Annotated in this window: 13 protein-coding genes; 8 read left to right on the top strand and 5 right to left on the bottom strand. The window is 68.6% G+C overall.

Annotation, left to right across the window (positions count from 1 at the left end):
- Positions 1 to 833: 833 nt before the first annotated feature.
- Positions 834 to 4,811 (bottom strand): hypothetical protein, encoded by a 3,978-nt coding sequence (locus Q5425_RS29380; RefSeq protein ID WP_308675576.1) that lies wholly within the window; start codon positions 4,809 to 4,811, stop codon positions 834 to 836.
- A gap of 1,298 nt (positions 4,812 to 6,109) precedes the next feature.
- On the opposite strand from Q5425_RS29380, the gene Q5425_RS29375 reads away from it, so the two are divergent.
- The 3 genes from Q5425_RS29375 to Q5425_RS29365 all read left to right on the top strand — a co-directional run bounded on the left by Q5425_RS29375 (position 6,110) and on the right by Q5425_RS29365 (position 8,495).
- Positions 6,110 to 7,609, top strand: coding sequence for a UvrD-helicase domain-containing protein (locus tag Q5425_RS29375; RefSeq protein WP_308675575.1), 1,500 nt, complete (start codon positions 6,110 to 6,112; stop codon positions 7,607 to 7,609).
- A 279-nt stretch (positions 7,610 to 7,888) separates the two neighbouring features.
- Positions 7,889 to 8,203, top strand: coding sequence for a DUF3253 domain-containing protein (locus Q5425_RS29370; protein WP_308675578.1), 315 nt, complete (start codon positions 7,889 to 7,891; stop codon positions 8,201 to 8,203).
- Positions 8,196 to 8,495 carry a hypothetical protein gene (locus tag Q5425_RS29365; protein WP_308675574.1) on the top strand — a complete coding sequence of 100 codons (300 nt, stop codon included), beginning with the start codon at positions 8,196 to 8,198 and terminating at the stop codon, positions 8,493 to 8,495. Before Q5425_RS29370 ends, Q5425_RS29365 begins: the two co-directional genes overlap by 8 nt.
- A gap of 93 nt (positions 8,496 to 8,588) precedes the next feature.
- Here the strand turns inward: Q5425_RS29365 and Q5425_RS29360 are convergent, their stop codons facing one another.
- Both Q5425_RS29360 and Q5425_RS29355 read right to left on the bottom strand, forming a co-directional pair.
- Positions 8,589 to 8,816 carry a hypothetical protein gene (locus Q5425_RS29360; RefSeq protein ID WP_308675573.1) on the bottom strand — a complete coding sequence of 76 codons (228 nt, stop codon included), beginning with the start codon at positions 8,814 to 8,816 and terminating at the stop codon, positions 8,589 to 8,591.
- A 140-nt stretch (positions 8,817 to 8,956) separates the two neighbouring features.
- Positions 8,957 to 9,985 (bottom strand): LacI family DNA-binding transcriptional regulator, encoded by a 1,029-nt coding sequence (locus Q5425_RS29355; RefSeq protein WP_308675572.1) that lies wholly within the window; start codon positions 9,983 to 9,985, stop codon positions 8,957 to 8,959.
- Positions 9,986 to 10,157: 172 nt separating this feature from the next.
- Between Q5425_RS29355 and Q5425_RS29350 the strand changes: the two genes are divergently transcribed.
- The 4 genes from Q5425_RS29350 to Q5425_RS29335 are packed head-to-tail and all read left to right on the top strand — an operon-like array spanning position 10,158 to position 15,791.
- Positions 10,158 to 11,099 (top strand): sugar ABC transporter permease, encoded by a 942-nt coding sequence (locus tag Q5425_RS29350; RefSeq protein WP_308675571.1) that lies wholly within the window; start codon positions 10,158 to 10,160, stop codon positions 11,097 to 11,099.
- Positions 11,096 to 11,917: a carbohydrate ABC transporter permease gene (locus tag Q5425_RS29345; protein ID WP_308675570.1), complete on the top strand. Its 822-nt coding sequence runs from the start codon at positions 11,096 to 11,098 to the stop codon at positions 11,915 to 11,917. The genes Q5425_RS29350 and Q5425_RS29345 overlap by 4 nt, the downstream gene beginning before the upstream one ends.
- Positions 11,914 to 14,541 (top strand): family 78 glycoside hydrolase catalytic domain, encoded by a 2,628-nt coding sequence (locus Q5425_RS29340; RefSeq protein ID WP_308675569.1) that lies wholly within the window; start codon positions 11,914 to 11,916, stop codon positions 14,539 to 14,541. Before Q5425_RS29345 ends, Q5425_RS29340 begins: the two co-directional genes overlap by 4 nt.
- Complete coding sequence (locus Q5425_RS29335) at positions 14,538 to 15,791, top strand: extracellular solute-binding protein (RefSeq protein ID WP_308675568.1); 1,254 nt, start codon at positions 14,538 to 14,540, stop codon at positions 15,789 to 15,791. Before Q5425_RS29340 ends, Q5425_RS29335 begins: the two co-directional genes overlap by 4 nt.
- A gap of 37 nt (positions 15,792 to 15,828) precedes the next feature.
- On the opposite strand, the gene Q5425_RS29330 is transcribed toward Q5425_RS29335, so the two are convergent.
- On the bottom strand, positions 15,829 to 16,248 hold the full coding sequence (locus Q5425_RS29330) for a DUF6292 family protein (RefSeq protein WP_308675567.1): 420 nt from the start codon (positions 16,246 to 16,248) through the stop codon (positions 15,829 to 15,831).
- Positions 16,249 to 16,398: 150 nt separating this feature from the next.
- On the opposite strand from Q5425_RS29330, the gene Q5425_RS29325 reads away from it, so the two are divergent.
- A complete protein-coding gene (locus tag Q5425_RS29325; RefSeq protein WP_308675566.1) occupies positions 16,399 to 17,451 on the top strand; it encodes an acyl-CoA desaturase in 1,053 nt (350 codons plus the stop codon).
- 185 nt (positions 17,452 to 17,636) lie between these two features.
- On the opposite strand, the gene Q5425_RS29320 is transcribed toward Q5425_RS29325, so the two are convergent.
- Positions 17,637 to 19,076, bottom strand: coding sequence for a family 43 glycosylhydrolase (locus Q5425_RS29320; RefSeq protein ID WP_308675565.1), 1,440 nt, complete (start codon positions 19,074 to 19,076; stop codon positions 17,637 to 17,639).
- Positions 19,077 to 19,116 lie beyond the last annotated feature (40 nt).

Raw genomic sequence — 19,116 nt, 5'->3', positions numbered from 1 at the left:
TGAGTACGAGACCATCATGACCTCACCGGCCAGTCAGGCCGCGTGACTGAACTGTCACCTATCGGTGCAGCAGACCCTGGTAGGCGGACTCCGGATGACGTACTCGTCGCTATGAACAGCCTACGCAAGCGAGACTTCGAGTATGTCGTCGCGAGTAGAAGGCGGCGAGATCGTGGCGCGGCAGTTGCTGCCACCGTCGCCGGGCTTTTGGTGTTAGCTGGGCTGGTGATAGTCGCCACTGGGGCGGTCGCCTCAGGGATTGTGTTTTCCCTTATGGGAATTGTGCCTGGCCTGGTGTCTGGATTGTACTACTCGCGTGCGCGGGAGGCTGATCGTCAGGTTGAAACAGTCAGACGTGAGATAGAGCGCATTGTTCTGGTTGAGAGCATGGAGCCCGGGGCAGCAAGAGACGCGCTTGTCGCCGATTTGGTGCGGGGTTCAGCCGGCTTCTCGCCTTCTATGAACATCCACGTCGAGTCACGGCCGCAAGAGTTCCTTCCCGGTGGACATGCGGCGGAGCAGCTTCCGTCGGGTGGTGGTGAATCTCGTAGCGACGAGGGTGACGAACGTTCGGGGGAGTGAGTCACCGCGTTAAGTCAATGATGGTCAGGTGTGGCTGGCCTCCCATTGATGGCCGCGACGGCGAGGGCGGCGAACAGGCCGCATGTTGCTCCCGAAGGCTGATAGTCGAAGCCGAGGATGAGACCTGGTGACGCGGGCCAGGTGCGTTCGGTCCGTCCGGCGAGTTTGCGACGCGTGTGGTATCGGCGTAGCTTGATCAGCCTTGGTCGGGTTTCTCGGTCGTGACCGAATGCTTCCCGACCGTGACAACGTCACTGCTCGTCGGGTTGTGTGGCGGTGTTCAGATCCTCGAGTCTCCATGCAACCGCAAGCTCAGCCGTGACCGCACTAACGGCATCCGGCTCGAGCCGCAACACGTCACTAACTGGGAAGTGCCAGCTGGACATTGCAAGTACCTCCGCAACCGCGCGAAGGCTGCGTGTGCGAGGACTGTGCTTGGCCACCATCAGCAGCGCGTCTGCCCGTCGTTGCAGGTGCGTGATAGAGCGGGTGATCGCCTCTGCGCGGTCCAATTCGCCTGCTTGGGCTACAGCTCTAGCCAGCCACAGCAGCGCAAAGGCCTGTTGATCGGGTTGGTCGATAGAGTGAGCGATCGCCTCGGCATGATCGTGGTCGCCGGCGTTGGCTATCACGCTGGCCAATGACGCGAGGGCCTGTGCTTGCTTGTCGGGTTGGGTAATGGAGCGGGCAATCGCCTCGCCATGATCGTGACCGCGGGCCCTAGCCACAGATATGGCCAGTGACGCGAGGGCCTGTGCTTGCTTGTCGGGTTGGGTAATGGAGCGGGCTATTGCCTCGGCGTGTTCGCGGTCGTCAAGGTCGCTCGCGGACCCGGCCAAAGCCGCGAGCGCCGATGCCTGTCGGTCAGGGTGGATTATGGAATTAATCATCGCTTCGGTCTGACCGAACAGGCTGCGTGCGCGCTGCTGGTCACCGGCTCTGGCAACGTTGCCAGCCAGCAACGCTAGCGCCTCACCTTGTTTGTCCGGTTGAGCGATGGAATAGGCGAGCGATTCGGCGCGCCGTTGGTCACCGCCCGCCGACATCCTGACGAGCCACACCAGCGCGTCGGCTCGTTTATCAGGTGGGGTGATGGAGTAGGCGAGTTTTTCCGCGCGAGTATGCTCACTGCGTCCCGCCGCTGCCAAGGCCAAGAACTCCAACGCCCGCGCCTGCTGGTCAGGTTGGGTGATGGAACGCGCGACTACTTCAGCGTGCTGGTGGTCACCCGCGCTGGCCACCGCTACAGCCAGCGACACGAGCGCCGATGCCTGCGTACCACGGCCAGGGATACGTCGGATGACCGTCTCGGCAAGGTGAAGGATTTTTTGGGCGTGCTCATGGTTTCCGACTCTGGCGACCGCTCCGGCAAGCAATACTAGTGCCGACGCCTGTTGATCTGGCCGGGTGATTGAGCGGGCGATCGTCTCGGCGAGGTGAAGAATGGTTACGGCGTGCTCATGGTGCCCGGCGCCGGAGACTGTGCTCGCCCATAAGACGAGTGCCGATACTTGCGGGCCAAGTTGGGTGATGGAGCGGGCGACTTCTTCTGCGAGGCGAAGAATCCTATGGGCACGTTCGTGATCGTCGGCTTTGGCCACGATCTCAGCCAAAGACACTAGGGCTGATGCTTGGCGCTTCGATCGGGCGATGACGCGCGCGATCGCCTCAGCGTGGTCGCCTGCTCTGGCAGCCGCCTCGGCCAGTGACGCGAGCGCCGATGTCTGCTGGTCGGGCTGAGTGATGGTTTGGGTGATCGCTTCGGCGCGCGTGCGGTCACCGATCCGCGCGACCAACCTGGCCAGCGATGCCACCGCCGACGCGTGCTGGTCAGGGTGGGTGATGGATCTAGTAATGGCCTCGGCCTGCTGAAGGAGATCGCTTACTCGCTCGCGATCACCGGAGCTGATCAATGCCTCAGCAAGCGACAAAAGGGCCGCTACCTGCTGATCGGGTTGGGTAATGTAACGGGCAATATTCTCGGCGCTAGCGTGGTTACCGCGCCAGGCTGCCTGCCGTGCCAACGACACCAACGTGGATGCTTGCTGGTCAGGTTGGGTCATCGAGCGCGCGACCGCCTCGGCGCGCTGACGGAGTCCGTCAGCACCGTCGTGGTCGCCGGCCGCGGCCGCCGCACCGGCCAAGCCCATGAGCGCCTGGGCCCGCTTGCCGTGGTCTGCGATGGAATTTGCGATGGCTTCGGCGCGCTCGTGGTCGCCCGCCCTCGCGACTGTTCCAACAAGCGTGACTAGCGCCTGCGCCTGCTTATCGGGGTCGGCTATGAGTTGGATTAGGGCTTCGGCGTCATCGTGGTCGCCAGCCGTCGCTGCTACACCAGACAGCAATACGAGCGCCGACGCCTGTTTGCCGGAATGCGTTATTGAGCGGGTAACCGCCGCAGCTCGGCGACGGAGTTCGTAGGCGTGGTCATGGCTGCCAGCGCTAGCCGTTGCCATTGCCAGCATGGTCAGCGAATGCGCCTGCTGCTCCGGTTGGGTGATAGAGCACGCGATCGTCTCGGCGCGGTGATGGTCACCAGCACTGGCCACCGTCGAAACCAGCGACGACAACGCGAGTGCCTGCTGCGTGGGTTGGGTGATCGAGTGAATGATTGCTTCTGCTCGCTCATGGTAACCGGCCTTTGCGACCGCCTCAGATACCCACATCAGCGCCCACCCCTGCGGTCCAGGCTGTGTGATGGACCGCGCGATCGCCTCGGCATGATCGAGAAATTCGTTACTCCGCTGGGGGGTTCCTATCGCCGATAGTGCCTGCGCAGTTAGCACCCACGCCCTCGCACGAAATTGGAGGTCAGGGATTGAGTTGGCCAGCGATTCGGCTCTGCTGAGCTGGCCCAGGGTCGCCCATCCTGCCGGTAGGCCGGTAGGGATGTTGCTGCTGCGTGCGACGAGGTGGTCGCGGTGGATGGCCAGGCGGACCATGGCGACCAGGTCCGGCTCGTCGTGCGCGGAGATGGCGTCCTGCGTTCTGGTGATCTCGGACAGGACGGCGGCATCGCCTCCGGAAACGTCGAGAAGGCGGTCTTGCCGGGCGATGTCGGTGACGAGGTTAGTCATGCGCTTCCACTCGCCGGCAGCTTGAAGCATGCGGAAGTACCCGCGCAGCAGATACTCCGGGGTGCCGGTTGGCCAGCGCCGGGCCCGGTATTGCTCAGCCCAAGTGTGCAGGCGATCGCGGTAGCCGGCGACACGAGCCGGACCGAGCATTGTCAATGCTGCGACTTGCAACTCCTCGTGCCCAAGGAGGAAAACGTCCGGTCCGTCGGCGCGGTAATGGCTGTCGCGGGCGGTAAAACTCCGGCCGGTTACTGTCTGTAGCAGGTCTTGGGCGTCCCACTGCGACCAGCCGGTTAACTCCGCCAGATCGGGCGCGGACAAGCCGCCTCCGGCTGCAGCTACCAGGCCTAGCAGATCCTGTTCGGCGACCGAGCCGCGCAGCAGCCGCTTCAGTTCGCGCTGTGTCTCCTGCTGAACCTGTCGTGCTTCTGGTGAGGGACTCAACGATCGAATTATCGTCTCGTCCCTTAATGGATGGTAGTCGGGCACATCGGACGGGATGGGTGGGTTCGGTCGGCCGGTCACCAAGGCCCGCATCCCAGAGGGCAGCGCCGGCGGCAGGAGCGCGGCGATGCTGTGGGAGTCCGGCCTGTCGTCCACTCCTCGATCTTCGTCTAGGCCATCCACCAGCAAGACGAACTGCTCGCCGCGGCGGTAGCAGGCTTCGGCTGCATCGGCAAGCAACCCGAGCAGGTGTGCTTCCCGGTTGGACTCGGTCAAGAAAGGCGGGAGTGCCTCGCCCAGCAGCGTCAGCAGTTGCTCCATCACGTTGTCGATGAACGCGCCGCGATCGTTTTGGGCCGCCAGCCGGGCGGTGATGAAGAAGGACACCATCCGCACCCCCGGCGGAGGATGCAGTACGAACCAGGACACCAACGCGGACTTGCCCGACCATGGGCCTGCGCGCAGCCACCGGTAGGTCCCTGCCGTTGCCGGGGAAGTGCAGAAATCGGCCAGCTTGGCCAGCTCGGCGTCCCGGCCCCGTAGGTCGGGAGGAGCGATTCGCTGGACTTGCTGGCGGTACCGAGTCTTGACGGGAATCCCGGTCAGCAAGTTGATGTCGCCGATGTGGACTCCGGAGTTGGCATATCCGTGCGTGGCGGTCGCGGCGCCGCTGCCGGTCACCGTGATCCGCTGCCTGCGGTCCGTCATCCCTCACCCACTACGCCAGGCGCGACCCCATCGATGGCATGCGTCAGTCCAGCTGTACTCCGCTGACGGCGTCTCCGCCTCCGAACGCATCAGCATCACCAGTACGTTCTACCGTTACCGAGTCGTGGCCGGCCGTGCCCGTGACGCCGGTGACTGCGTGTCCCCTGGAGGTCGCTTTGGCCCGGCCGCTGTCGGTAACCACGATCGCTCTGCTGGTTCTGGGCGTCCGTACCACGGCCCACACTGCGACGCCGACAGCGGCAACAGCTCCTAGAGCTGATGCCGCCGTCGCGACCTTGTTGGCGTCTTCCCATCGCGCGATCGCGATCCACATACCCAGGCCGGCCACCAACGCGCAGGTGACGACCAGTACGACACGTCCAGCAGTCATACTCAACCAATCGCTGTAGATCGCTAGATTGCAACACTCTGGCGATGCTGATGCGCGCCGTTGCAAGCTAAAGGACAACGTTGCGTAAACAGCCGGACCTGGCAGGTGCGTCGGCGCTCACTGAGGGACGCCGCGCCGCAGACACCTGGGTCTGCTGTCGAACTAGGGGCGATTTAAGGGCGAAATTGCAGGTCGAACGAGGTCGACTGACGTCGACTGAGGGCATGAGCGATTGCAAACATCCCAGCTAGATCGACTGACATCGACTCGAAACCACTCGAACCAATAATCCGGAGGGTTCTTGGTTCGAGTCCAAGCGGGGGAGCAGAGGCCCAGGTCATCGACCTGGGCCTTCTTTGCGTCTGCGGTCGACGGGGTGATCCAGTGTTGATTTCTACGATCGTCCAGTGCTTCACCGCGGGCCTGCTGCGCGCCGGCCGTCGTTGGCATGGAGCCAACATCCGGCCCCGGTCCTAGTGCAGCCCGTGCCGGCCTTGCCGCCGGAACAGTGTCTCCTCGTAACCACGCGAGCTGGCTCGACTCCCGGCTCGGCACCGGCGTCATGGCCTCATTCGGCTGGAACAGAAACAGGTTTCGACCAGCAAAAGCCCCGCTCGCTCTTTGTCGCGAGCGAGAAGATCGCCCTGCATATAAAACCGCAGGTAAAACCGCAAAATCGGGAAGTCAAGGGGCCTCGACCCCCTGATCCTGCCGCCGCCAGTGTGGCTCGATCATGGCCCTTGACCTGGGTGTTCGTCCCGCGAGCCGGCGCCGTCGGCAGGTGCTCCAGGCACCCGCTGTCGGGAGCGGCGCGAACATATGTACGGCCAGGATGGCGGTACGAATCCGTCGGACCGGCGTGTAATCGTTCGATTACCCGACCTGCCGCTTCCCGGGGGGAGACCCGATGCCCGCACGCCCGCCGACGTCCGAACAACGGGCCGCGGTCGACGCGTTCCGCGCTGGTGAGCACTTGGTGCTGCAGGCCGGCGCGGGCACCGGGAAGACGACCACCCTGACGATGCTGGGAGCGAGTACCCGCCGCCGCGGCCGGTACCTGGCGTTCAACAAGGCCATCGCGACCGAGGCGCGCCGCCGGTTCGGCCCGAACGTGGCGTGCTCGACCGCGCACAGCCTCGCGTTCAAGGCGGTCGGCCACCGCTACCACGACCGGCTCAACCGCCCGCGGATGGCTACCGCGAAACTCGCGCAGTCACTGGGCATCACCATGGAGGTGACGATCGGCGAGCGGAAGCTGACCACCTCCGCACTGTGCTATGCCGCCCAGCGCACGGTGATCCTCTACTGCTATTCCGCCGACGAAACCCTCGCCCGGCAGCACGTGCCCTGGCTCAAGGGCATCGGCGAGGAACACCTGCACGACCAGCTCGCGCAGCTGGTGCTGCCCTACGCCCAGCGGATGTGGTCGGACCTGCAGAACCCCGAGCGCGGGCGGGTGCCGTTCAAGCACGACCACTACCTGAAGATGTGGGCCTTGACCCGGCCGCGGCTCTACGGCGACTTCTTCCTGCTGGATGAGGCGCAGGACACCAACCCGGTCGTCGAGCGGGTCTTCCTCGCCCAGGGTGAGCACGCCCAGCTGGTCATGGTGGGGGACTCCGCGCAGGCCATCTACGGCTGGCGCGGCGCCCGCGACGTCATGACCGCCTTCGCGGGCCGCCAATTGGCGTTGTCGCACTCGTTCCGATTTGGGGCAGGCGTGGCCGCCGAGGCGAACCGGTGGCTGGCCATCGCCGGCGCGCCGATCCGCCTCACCGGCTCTCCCGTGGTGGCCAGCAGAGTGGAAACCGTCGCGCAGCCGGACGCGATCCTGTGTCGCACCAACGGAGGCGCGATGGCCGAAATCCTCACCCTGCTCGGCGAGGGCCGCCGGGTCGCGCTCGCCGGCCGCGCCGCTGTTCTCCAGAGTCTGGCCGAGGCCGCGCGCGACCTGCAGGCCGGCCGCCGGACCAGCCACCCCGAGCTGCTGCTGTTCGCCTCTTGGGGCGAAGTCCAGGACTACGCGGAGTGGGACCCGGACGGCCGCGACCTGCTGTCCTTCGTGGAGGTCATCGACGAGCACGGCGCGGACGTCGTGCTGCACACCCTCTCCCGGCTGGCCGCCGAAACCCACGCCGAAGTCGTGGTCTCGACTGCGCACGCCGCCAAAGGCCGCGAATGGTCGAGTGTCCGCATCGCCGACGACTTCCCCGAGCCCGTCGACCCGGAGAACACGAACCTCAACGGGGAACCGATCCCGGGCAAGATCGAGCCCGGCGAAGCCCGGCTCGCGTACGTCGCTGTCACGCGGGCCCGGAACCGCCTTGACCTCGGAGGCCTGGCCTGGATCAACCAGCACCCCGACGGCAACCCCGGCACGGAGCAGCACGGCCGGGCAGCGGGCTGATACCGAGCCGGACGGTGGCGTCGGCTCCTGCGCGCTTCCTCCTGCAGTTGGCCGTCGGTGGCCACCATGGGTTTCCCACGGATGGCAGCGATGTACCACCCGGCGCCGGGTGCTCCCGTCTTGGTTCGAGCCCAAGCTCAGGTCTGGGCTTTCTCGTCCGGGGTCCAGGGCGACGTCGGCGCTTCACGCTGCCGATCTACCTGGGCGGCGGGAGGACGCGATCGGTGCGACCCTGGCCGTATGACCGATCGCCCGGGGCCACGACGAGAACTGGAGCGGATCCGGGAGCGCGGTGGACCGGGGGCGGCTCATTCCCGGGCGGCTCTGGGCGCCGGGCCGCTTGCCGATCGGCTGCGGGCTGCGATCCTCGCCTTGGCTGCCGCGCGAGGCGAAGGCAGCAGCACCTGTCCGTCCGATGCGGCCAGGGCGCTGGCGGACGACTGGCGGCCGCTGCTGCCACAGGCCCGGGAACTGGCCCGTGAGCTCGCGCGGGCCGGCGAGGTGCGGCTTACCCAGGGTGACCGGTTGCTCGACCCGGATGGCGAGTGGGCGGGCCCGATCAGGATCCGGCCGGGCGGGCCCGCGAATGGCTGAGCCGGAGCGCACACCCGACGGGCACTTCGTCGTGATCGACGGCCGGCGCTGGCGAGCGACCGATCCGGAAATCCCGGAGGAAGCCGCGGCCCGGTTGCGCAGTCTGCTGATGCGGGCTCGCCGGGACGTCGGCGCGGCCCGGCGTGCTCAAGACTCCGAAGCCGAGCGGGAGGCCCGGGCGCGGGTGCACACCGCCAAGGTCGCCTTGGGCGAACGTGGCACTCCGTGGTGGGAGCAGGATCGCGCGCAGCGGCAGCAGCGGTGGCAGGGTGGTCTGGACCTCTTGAGCTGATCCGCCCCGGTCCTCCCACGCGATCGCCGCCTCGGGAAGCCGTGTCACAGCAGGCGGACCGGCGGCGATCGCGTGGAGGGTTCCCATTGCCGGCTACGGCTTGATGTAGAGGTCCCACGACCAGGCCGACGCGGAGCAGAAGTAGGCCGACCACCGGCCGTTCTGCTGGCCGGAGTAACCGTTGAGCTGGCATTCGTCCTGTGTCGCCCAGGTGGACTGGTAGTAGTACCTGGGGTCGACGCCCGCGCTGGCCGGCTGGGCGAACGCGATCGTCGACGCGAGCGCGCCCATGACGGCGGCGGCCGCGATCTTCTTCTTCACTGTGTATCCCCCGTTTTCTCGTCGAACACGTGCGTGGACAAACAATCATGAAACGGGCTCGCTTGTCCGCCGAACGGGGAGATTCGACAAGTTGTCGACCGGGGCCGTCCCGCCGGCCGGCGGCCCACGCTCGGGAAGGGTCAGCGCGGGGAAGCCGTGGTGCGCCGCGGAACCAGGGTCGGGGACAGCTTGATCTGGGCCGTCGGCCTGCTCCGGTCGGCGATGCGCTCCAGCAGCAGGCGGGCGGCGGCGGTGCCGATGTGGTGGCCGGCCTGGTCGACGCTGGTGAGGGAAATCGGGCCGAGCGCGGCGAAGCTCGTGTTGTCGTACCCGGCGAGGGAGATGTCCCCGGGCACGGACAGGCCCGCTTCGCTGAGCGCGGTCAGCGCGCCCATGGCGACGATGTCGGCGCCGGCGAAGATGGCCGTTGGCCGGTTGGGGCGGGCGAGGATTTGCCGGGTGCCGAGGTAGCCTCCTTCCTGGGTGTACGTCGTCGACACGATGTCGGGCGGCAAACCCCTGGCCTGCATGGCTTTCCGGTATCCGTCGGCACGGACCGCGTTGGGCATTTCGGCCAGGCGGGCGGGGTCGGTCTCGTGGTGCTCGATGTGGGCGATGTGGCGGTGGCCGAGGTCGGCGAGGTGGTCGACGACGAGCGCGGCGCCGGTCGTGTCGTCGTCGGTCACCGTGTCGTAGCAGGCCGAGCGGGTGTGGCGGCCGACCACGACGGTCGGGACCGTGTTGGCCAGGCGCTCGAGGCGCACCTGGGACATCACCGGCGCGATCAGGACGAGGCCGTCCATGCCGCGGTCGACCATCGCGTCCGTCAGCTTGCCTTCGTCCTTCTCGTTGTCGCAGCTGGGGCCGAGCAGGACGTGGTAGTCGGTGTCGCGCAATGTGTCGGTGAGGCCGTCCAGGATCTCCGGGAAGAACGGGTTCCGGATGTCCGGCAGCATGACGCCGATGGTGTACGTCTGGCCGCGCAGGCCTCGCGCCGCCGCGTACGGGCGGTAGCCCAGCTCCTCGATCGCCCGCTGGACCTTCTCGCGCATGGCGGGGCTCGCGCCGTAGGCGTTGCGCAAGACCTTCGAGGCCGCTGTCGTCGAGACGCCTGCGTGGCGGGCGACGTCGACGATCGTCACGCGACGCGGCTGCGCTGCTCGGTCCATATGGGAAACGTTACCTGCTGCACGCAAGCGCGGCACGAGGTGTCTTGACGCACATCCGCGCGGCTCTTAGAGTCAGCCGCACTCATTGATGGGCAACGTTACCCAAAGTTTCGCCAATCCTGGCCGGACTCGCTGGTCGCAAGGTTGAAACGTTCAAACAAGGTGGGCGCCAATGACTGTCGCCATCAAGGACCGGCACGCGGACGCCGGTGCGGCCACGCCGGGCCGACGCCGCGGGGGCACGAGCCGGCGGGCCGTCCCGTGGTGGTTCACCGTGCCCGCGCTGCTGCTGTTCGCGTTCGTGGTGCTGGTGCCCAGCGCCCGCGGCGTCTACTACGCGTTCACCGACTGGGACGGCCTGTCGCCGGACTTCTCCTGGGCCGGCTTCGGCAACTTCGCGGACATGGTGGACGATCCCGCGGCCGAACAGGCGATCTGGCACACGCTGGTGATCGCCGTGGCGATCACGGTCCTGCAGAACGGGCTCGGTCTCCTGCTGGCCCTGGGCGTCAACACGATCATCAAGTCCCGCAACGTGCTCCGGGTCTTCCTGTTCGCCCCCGCGTTGGTCACGCCGATCGTGTCGGCCTACCTGTGGCGCAACCTGCTCGGCCCGGACGGGGCCGTGAACAGCCTGCTCGGCGCGGTGGGCCTGGGCTCGTGGCGGCAGGACTGGCTCGGCGACCCGGACATCGCGCTCTGGTCGGTGGTGGGCGTGATCGTGTGGCAGTACGCCGGCTACTCGATGGTCATCTTCGTGGCCGGCCTGCAGTCGGTGCCCCGCGAAATCCACGAGGCAGCGGCCATCGACGGCGCCGGCGCCGTACGCCGCTTCTGGTCGGTGACGCGCCCCCTGCTCGCGCCGGCGTTCACGATCAACCTGATGCTGTCGATCATCGGCGGCCTCAAGCTGTTCGACCAGGTCTACGCCCTGACCGGCGGCGGCCCAGGCCACGCGACCGACACGCTCTCGACGTTGATCTACAAGGACGCCTTCACCCTCGGGGAATTCGGCTACAGCATCGCGCTGGCGCTCGTGCTGGCCGTCATCGTCTCGGTGGCGTCCACCGGGCAGTACCTGGGGCTGTCGCGAGCCGAGAAGGCCGCGTCGTGAACCGCTACCGCGCCCGCACGCTCACCCTCGAGCTGGTGATGATCGCCGTCGGGCTCGTTTTCGCCTTCCCGGTGTACGTGCTGGTCAACCTGGCCGTCCGGCCGCCTTCGGACACCTCGTCGCCGATCGCGCCGACCACCTCGCCGACGTTCGCCAACTTCACCCAAGCCTGGCAGCAGGGCGCGCTCGGCGGCGCACTGGCCAACAGCGTCCTCGTCACCGTGGGGTCCGTGGTGGTCGTCCTGGCCGTCTCCGCGCTCGCCGCGTACCCGCTGGCCAGAGTGGCCGCCCGCTGGTCGCGGTGGACGTTCCTGCTGATCATGGTGGGCCTGGTGCTGCCGTTCCAGCTCGCCGCGCTCCCGCTGTACCAGACCATGCGCGACCTCGGTCTGCTCGGCACGCCGTGGGCGCTGATCCTGTTCTACTCCGGGCTGCAGGTGCCGTTCACGACGTTCCTCTACGTCGGGTTCCTGCGCGCGGTGCCCCGCGAGTTCGAGGACGCCGCCCTGATCGACGGCTGCACGACGCTGCAAGGCTTCCGGTACGTCGTGCTGCCGATGCTCAAACCGGTCACCGTGACGGCGCTCGTGCTCAACGCGGTCGCCGTGTGGAACGACTTCTTCACCCCGCTGCTCTACCTCAGCGGCGGCGCCCAGCAGACCCTGCCGGTCGCCATCGCCGGGTTCGTCGGCCAGTACGTGGCCGACTGGAACCTGATCTTCGCCGCGCTGGTGATCAGCATCGTCCCGATCCTCGCCGTCTACTTCGCCTTGCAACGCAGCATCATCAACGGGTTCGCCGGAGGGCTCAAAGGATGACCGACACGCTGATGCCGTACGGACTGCGCACCGAACAGCGGCACGAACCCCTCGGCCTCGGCGAGCCGCGCCCGCGCCTGTCGTGGCGACTGTCGAGCGACCGGCCCGGTGCCGCGCAGAGCGCCTACCGGATCACCGCCGCCGAACGCGCGGCCGATCTCGACGACCCCGCACGGCTGCTGTGGGACAGCGGACGCCGGGAATCCGGCGACGGTGTGCTGGTGCCGTGGGACGGGCCGGTCCTGCGCTCGGCCACCCGCTACCACTGGCGCGTCGAGCTCTGGGACGAGACGGGCGCCGCAGCGGGGGCGGGGGAGAGCTGGTTCGAGACCGGCCTGCTGCACCGCGAGGACTGGACGGCCGCGTGGATCGGCCGCGACGCCCACGCCCAGCCGGGGTTCGACCCGCCGACCGACCACGACCAGCCGCTCGCCGAACCGCCGCTGGACCTGCGCCGGGAGTTCGAGCTGACGCGCGAACCGGTCCGGGCCCGCCTCTACGCCACCGCCCACGGCAGTTACGAGGCGTCCCTGAACGGCGTGCGCGTCGGCGACGTCGAACTGGCGCCGGGGTGGACCGAGTACCACCACCGCCTCCAGTACCAGACCTACGACGTCACTTCGCTGCTGCGGAACGGCGGAAACGCGCTCGGTGCGCTGGTCGCCGACGGCTGGTGGTCCGGGTTCGCCGGGTTCGACGAGCGCCGGCCCGCCCGGCACTACGGGGAACACCCGGGCTTCTTCGCCCAGCTGGTCGTCGACTTCGCCGACGGCTCGCGCCAGGTGGTGGCCACCGATGCCGCCTGGACCGAGCGACCGGGGGCGATCCGGTACGCCGACCTGCTGATGGGCGAGCACGTCGACGCGTCCGCCGCGGACGGGCCGCGGCTGCCGGTGGCCGTGCTGGGCACCGAGCCGGGACCGCTGGTGGCCGAACCGGACGCGCCGATCCGCGTCACGCGGGAGGTTGTGCCGATCTCGGTGGTGGAACGGGAACCCGGGCGGTGCATCGTCGACTTCGGGCAGAATCTGGTCGGCCGCGTGCGGCTGACCGTCCGCGCCGCGCCGGCCGGACGGCGGATCGTCTTGCGGCACGCCGAGATCCTCGACGACGGCGAGCTGTACGTGGCGAACCTGCGGCGGGCCGCGGCGACCGACAGCTACGTCTGCGGCGGGGAACCCCTCGAAGTGTTCGAGCCGCGGTTCACGGTCCACGGCTTCCGGTACCTGGAAGTCACCGGATACGCCCTCTCGCCGGACGATGTGGTGGCCCGGGGGCTGCACAACGACACACCGTGGACGGGGTCGTTCGAGTGCTCCGACCCGATGGTCAACCAGCTGCAGGCCAACATCGCCTGGGGCCAGCGGGGCAACTTCGTCGCGGTGCCCACCGACTGCCCCCAGCGCGACGAGCGCCTCGGCTGGCTCGGCGACGCCCAGATCTTCGCCCCGACGGCCAGCCGCAACGCCGACGTCTCGACGTTCTTCGCCCGCTGGCTGGCCGACGTCGTCGACGGCCAGGACGCCGACGGCGCGTTCGGCGACGTCGCCCCGCGCATCGTGATGCCCCGCGAAGCCGCGCCGGCTTGGGGTGATGCCGGGGTGATCGTCCCGTGGCACCTGTGGCGCACCTACGGCGACCGCCGGGTGCTGGAGCGGTGCTTCGACGCGATGGTCGCCTGGGTCGCCCACATCCGCCGGCACAACCCGGACCTGCGCTGGCGGCACCGGACCGGGAACTCCTACGGCGACTGGCTCCAGATCGACGTCACCACCCCCCGCGACGTGCTGTCCACCGCGTACTTCGCGCGCAGCGCCCAGATCGTCGCCGACGCCGCCGAGGTGCTGGGCCGGGCCGACGTCGCGGCCGGGCACCGGGCTCTGCACGCGTCGATCCGGGCCGCGTTCATCGAGTCCTACGTGGACTCCGACGGCGCGGTCGACGGGGGCACCCAGACCGCGTACCTGCTGGCCCTGGCGTTCGGGCTGGTCCCGGACGACCTGGTGCGGGCCGCGGTGGACCACCTCGCGGCGGACGTCGAGAAGCGCGGCAACCGGCTCACCACCGGGTTCGTCGGGGTCGCGCTGCTCTGCCCGGTGCTCGCCGACCACGGCCGCGCCGACCTGGCCTACGCCCTGCTGCAGCAGGAGGAGTTCCCGTCCTGGGGTTACTCGATCCGCCAGGGCGCCACGACGATCTGGGAGCGCTGGGACGGCTGGACCGAGCACGGCGGGTTCCAGGCCGCGGCGATGAACTCGTTCAACCACTACAGCCTCGGCAGCGTCGGCGACTGGCTCTTCGGCCGCGTCGCCGGCATCGACCAGACCCCCTCATCGGTCGCCTACTCCGAACTCCTGCTGCGCCCCCTGCCCGGCGGAACGCTGACCTGGGCCCGGGCCGAGCAGGAAACCGCCCGCGGCCGGGTCGCCTGCGGCTGGTCCCTCGACGGCGACCGGATCACCGTCACCGCGGTGGTCCCGCCGGGCACCACCGCCGTCCTGGAAGTCCCCACGACCGACCCGGCGAGCATCGCGAGCGAGCACGGGACCCGGACCGGCACCACGCTCCGGCTGACCTCCGGCCGCCACGTCGTCACCGCCACCTTCCCGAAGGAGCAGCCATGAAGATCCGCCACGTCCTGCTGGCCGTGACGACCGGCGCCACGCTGGTCGCCTGCAGCGGAGGCACCAACGCCACGGGCACCGGGAACACCACCACCCTCTCGCTGGCCTCGGTCGACCAGGGCTCGATCGAGGACGTCGTCAAGGCCTTCGAAGCGGCGAACCCCGGGGTGAAGGTGAACTTCACGACCAGCGGCGCCGACCAGTTCCAGCAGCAGATCCGCACCCAGCTGTCTTCGGGCACCGCCCCCGACGTCATGTCGGTGTGGCCGGGCAACGGCAACCCGGGCACGGTCACGGTCCTGGCGAAGGGCGGCTACCTGCGTGACCTGTCCGACCAGCCGTGGGCCGCGAAGTTCCCGGAGGTCGTCAGCGACGTCGCCCGGTACCAGGGCAAGACCTACAACGCGATCTACGGGATCAATGGCATCGGCGCGGTCTACAACCAGGAGGCGCTCGGCAAAGCGGGCCTCGCGGCGCCGGCGACGTGGACCGAGCTGCTCGCGTTCTGCCGCGCGGCCAAGGGGAAGGGCACGCCCGCGTTCGCGCTCGGCATCCAGGACAACTGGGTCACGCAGGTGGCGCTGTACCCGCTGGCCGCCACGCTGGTGTACGGCCCGGACCGCGACTTCGAGAAGAAGATGGCGGCGGGGCAGACGTCCTTCGCGAGCTCGCCGTGGGCGGCCGCGTTCGCCAAGTACGGCGAAATGGACCAGGCCGGCTGCTTCCAGGACAACCCGCTGGGGACCAGCTACGAGGCCAGCCAGAAGCTGGCCGCGACCGGCAAGACGCTGGGCATCATCCAGGGCAACTGGGTGATCTCGCTGCTGAAGAAGCAGAATCCGAGCGGCACCTTCACGCTCAAGCCGGTGCCGGCGACCGACGACCCCGCTCAGACCATCATCCCCGCGGCGGCCGGCGCGGGTTACGGCGTCAACGCCAAGGCGAAGAACCCGGAGCTGGCCATGAAGTTCATCAGCTTCGTGATGTCCCCGCAGGGCATGAACCTGTTCGCGGAGAAGCAGGGCGGCCTCCCGGCGCTGGCGGACACGGGGTACCACCTCGACCCGTCGCTCACGGAGCTGTCCGGGTTCGTCAACCGGAACAAGACGGTCCCGTTCATGGACCAGCTGTGGCCCAACCCGAAGGTCCAGCAGACGATGCTGAGCGGCCTCCAGGAGGTGTTCAGCAAGCAGTCCACCCCGGACAAGGTCCTGGCGGCGATGGACGCCGACTACAAGGCCGGCGCCTGACCTCCGGCCCCCGTGCTGTTCGGCGCGGGGTGCCAGGTCACGGCGCGTGTTGGAGATAGGGCCCCAGGCGCTCGGCCAGTGACCTGCGGGTCGTGGCGATCGCCGGGCCGGGGCCCGCCGGACCGGTGTGGTGCCCGGCGACGGTGTCGGCGACGAACTGCGCGACCACGCCCGGGGCCGGCACGAGGTCGTCCCCGTGGCGCGCGATGACGACCGGGTCTTCGTCGGGGTCGGTTTCGACCGCGAGCGACCACCCGCGCCGTTCGCTCCACACCAGCATCACGTCGTGGTCGGGTCGCTCGAGCCACCGCCGGGGCAGGCCGAGGTAGGCGGTGGCCGTGTCGCTGATCTCCACCGTCGTGCTCTCGGCCGGGACGCCGACCGCGGCCGCCACCGCGCGCACGTACTCGCCCAAGCCGCGTTCGAGGGTCCGGGTGTCGGGTTCGGGGTGCTCCATGCCCGCCACGCTAGAGGGCCGCCGATCGGCGTGCCGGACGACCTGCGCACGTTGTGCCCGTTTAGCGCACGCACTGGCGGGAATTCCCGTTGTGCAGTGATGCGCGGTCGCCCCCAAGTCCCGGCGACGCAGGACTGGGGAAGGATTCAGATGGTCACGTCTTCGATGGAAGCCCGCGCGACGTCGCGCAACGAGTTCGGTGAGCTGGTTCGCCTGATGCGGAGTGAGGGTCTGCTGGATCGCCGTTACGGCTACTACGCGGTGAAGATCACACTCACCCTGCTCGCATTGGCCGGTGGGTGTGTGGCGTTCGCGGTGCTGGGCGATTCGTGGTGGCAGCTGGTCACGGCGGTCTTCTTCGCGGTGGTGTTCGCCCAGGTCGCGTTTCTCGGCCATGACGCGGGTCACAACCAGATCTTCCGCAGCGGGCGGGCGAACGACCGGGCCGGCTACGCCTTCGGCGCGGTGGTCGGCATGAGCTACGGCTGGTGGATGGGCAAGCACAGCCGGCACCACGCCAACCCCAACCACGAGGGTGACGATCCCGACATCGACATCCCGCTGCTGGCCTTCACCCGGCGGCAGTCGGCGGAGAAGAGCGGGTTCGTGCGGTGGACGTCGAAGCACCAAGCGGTGTTGTTCTTCCCGTTGCTGCTTCTGGAAGGGCTGAGCTTGCACGCGGCCGGTGTCCGTGCGGTGTGGCGCGGCGATGTTAAGTGGCGGTGGCTGGAAGCGGTGTTGCTGGCCGTGCACTTCGGTGTTTACCTGGGTGCGGTGTTCGTGGTGCTGTCCCCGCCGGTGGCGGTGGCGTTCATCGCCGTGCACCAGGGGTTGTGGGGCGTGTACATGGGGTGCTCGTTCGCGCCGGGTCACAAGGGCATGCCCACGTTCACCGACAAGAAGCAGCTCGACTTCCTGCGTAAGCAGGTGCTGACCAGCCGCAACATCCGCGGCGGCCGGTGGGTGGACTTCACGCTCGGCGGGTTGAATTACCAGATCGAGCACCACCTGTTTCCCAGCATGCCGCGGGTCAACCTGCGCCGCGCGCAGCCGTTGGTGCGTCAGTTCTGCGTCGACCACGGGATCGACTACGCCCAGTGCGGGCTGCTGAAGACGTACTACTACGTCCTGCAGCACCTGCACGAGGTCGGTGCGCCACTGCGCGAGAAGAGCGCGCGTCAGCCTTCCACGTCGGTCGAGTAGCGGAACCACCGCGCGGGATCGACCCTCCCGAGTCCGTGCGCGAAGCCATCCGGCACCGACTTTCAGGTCTCGGGCGGGTGGTCGGAGCGCGATTGGCGGCTGACCGCCGGTCATCCGGCTTCGTCGTCCTGCGGAGCGAAGCCCGCGAGGTCCGCTCCCGGAGGCGCCGTCGCAAGCACGAGAGGTCAGTCCACGTCGGTCGAGTAGCGGAATTCGTGCAGGGTCGCGGTTCCGTCGAGGACCTCCACGCCGATCATCCGCCCCGTGAAGCCCGCGGCGACCTCGGTGGACAGGTACCTCCCGTCGAACGAACCCAGCACCTCCGCGCGGCCGCTCTCGTCCGAAACGGCCAGCTCGACGAGGTCCGGCTCGGCCGCCTCGCGGAACGGGCCCGAAACCGGGGCCTCGATCGCGCGGATCCGCAGTGACACCGGAGAACCGGCCGCGACGGTCGTGACGACGCGGACAGCCGGGCCGATCGCGACTGTCGCCGTGACCGTGGCGCCGTCCGCTGTCAGGCCGTACCAGTGGCGGTCGTCGATGCGCACGACGAACCTCGCCGTCCCCGCGGAGACGTCGAGGCGGACCAGCGCCGTCCAGTGCACGTCGAGGGCCCGGGTCAGCAAGGCCCGCCTGAGGACCAGCTCGCCCGGCCCGGTCCAGCCGGTCAAGGGGGCGGCGCCCGGGGCGACCCAGCGCGGGTGCAGCTCGGCCGTCGGAAAGCGGTCGGTGAAGGAGTGGTCCGGGGGCTCGATCGTGAAGCGGTCCTCGACCACGACCGGCCAGCCGTCCACCCAGTCCACGCCGGCCAGGAACGTCTCGCGCCCGTTGACGTGGAACTGGGGTGTTTTCCCCCGCGGCCGGACCCCCAGGTAGACCATGGCCCAGCTGCCGTCGGGGCACTCGACGAGGTCGGCGTGCCCGGTGTTCTGCACCGGGTGGGTCGTGCTGCGGTGGGTCAGGATCGGGTTCGTGGGCGCGGGCTCGTAGGGGCCCTCCAACGTCCGGGCGCGGGCGATGGTGACGGCGTGGCCGCGCTCGGTGCCCCCTTCGGCGAGCAGCAGGTACCACCAGCCGTCGACGCGGTACAGGTGCGGGCCCTCGGGGGCCGCGAGGCCCGTGCCGTTCCACAGCAGCCGCGGCTCGCCGAGCATCGCTCCCGTGGCGGGGTCGATCGGCACGCCGGCGATCCCCGGCAGGTCCGGCCGGAACGACGCCCACGTGAGGTGGCAGACGCCGGCGTCGTCCCAGCAGAGGTCCGGGTCGATGCCCACCGCGCCGTCCACGTGCACCGGGGCGGACCACGGGCCGGCCGGGTCCTCCGCGGTCACGATCAGGTGGCCGCGGTCGGCCTCGAGGATGTTCGTGGTCACCAGGTGGAACCGGCCGTCGTGGTGGCGCAGCGTCGGGGCGTAGATGCCGGTGTTCGCCGCGCCTGCGGAGGGCGGCAGCTGGTCCGGGCGGGTCAGCGCGTGGCCCACCGGTTCCCAGGAAACGAGGTCGGTGCTGCGCCGGATCGGGACACCCGGTACGTACTCGAAGCTCGAATTCGCCAGGTAGTACGTCCCGCCGACGCGGCAGATCGACGGGTCGGGGTGGAATCCCGGGATGATCGGGACGGTCATCGCTGTCTCCTTCCCGGGTGCCCGCCGCGGGGATGGCGGC

This window comes from Amycolatopsis sp. A133 (assembly GCF_031082405.1).
Lineage (GTDB): Bacteria > Actinomycetota > Actinomycetes > Mycobacteriales > Pseudonocardiaceae > Amycolatopsis.
Note: the sequence above shows the minus strand (reverse complement) of the source record. Positions and strands in the feature narration are given on the sequence as shown.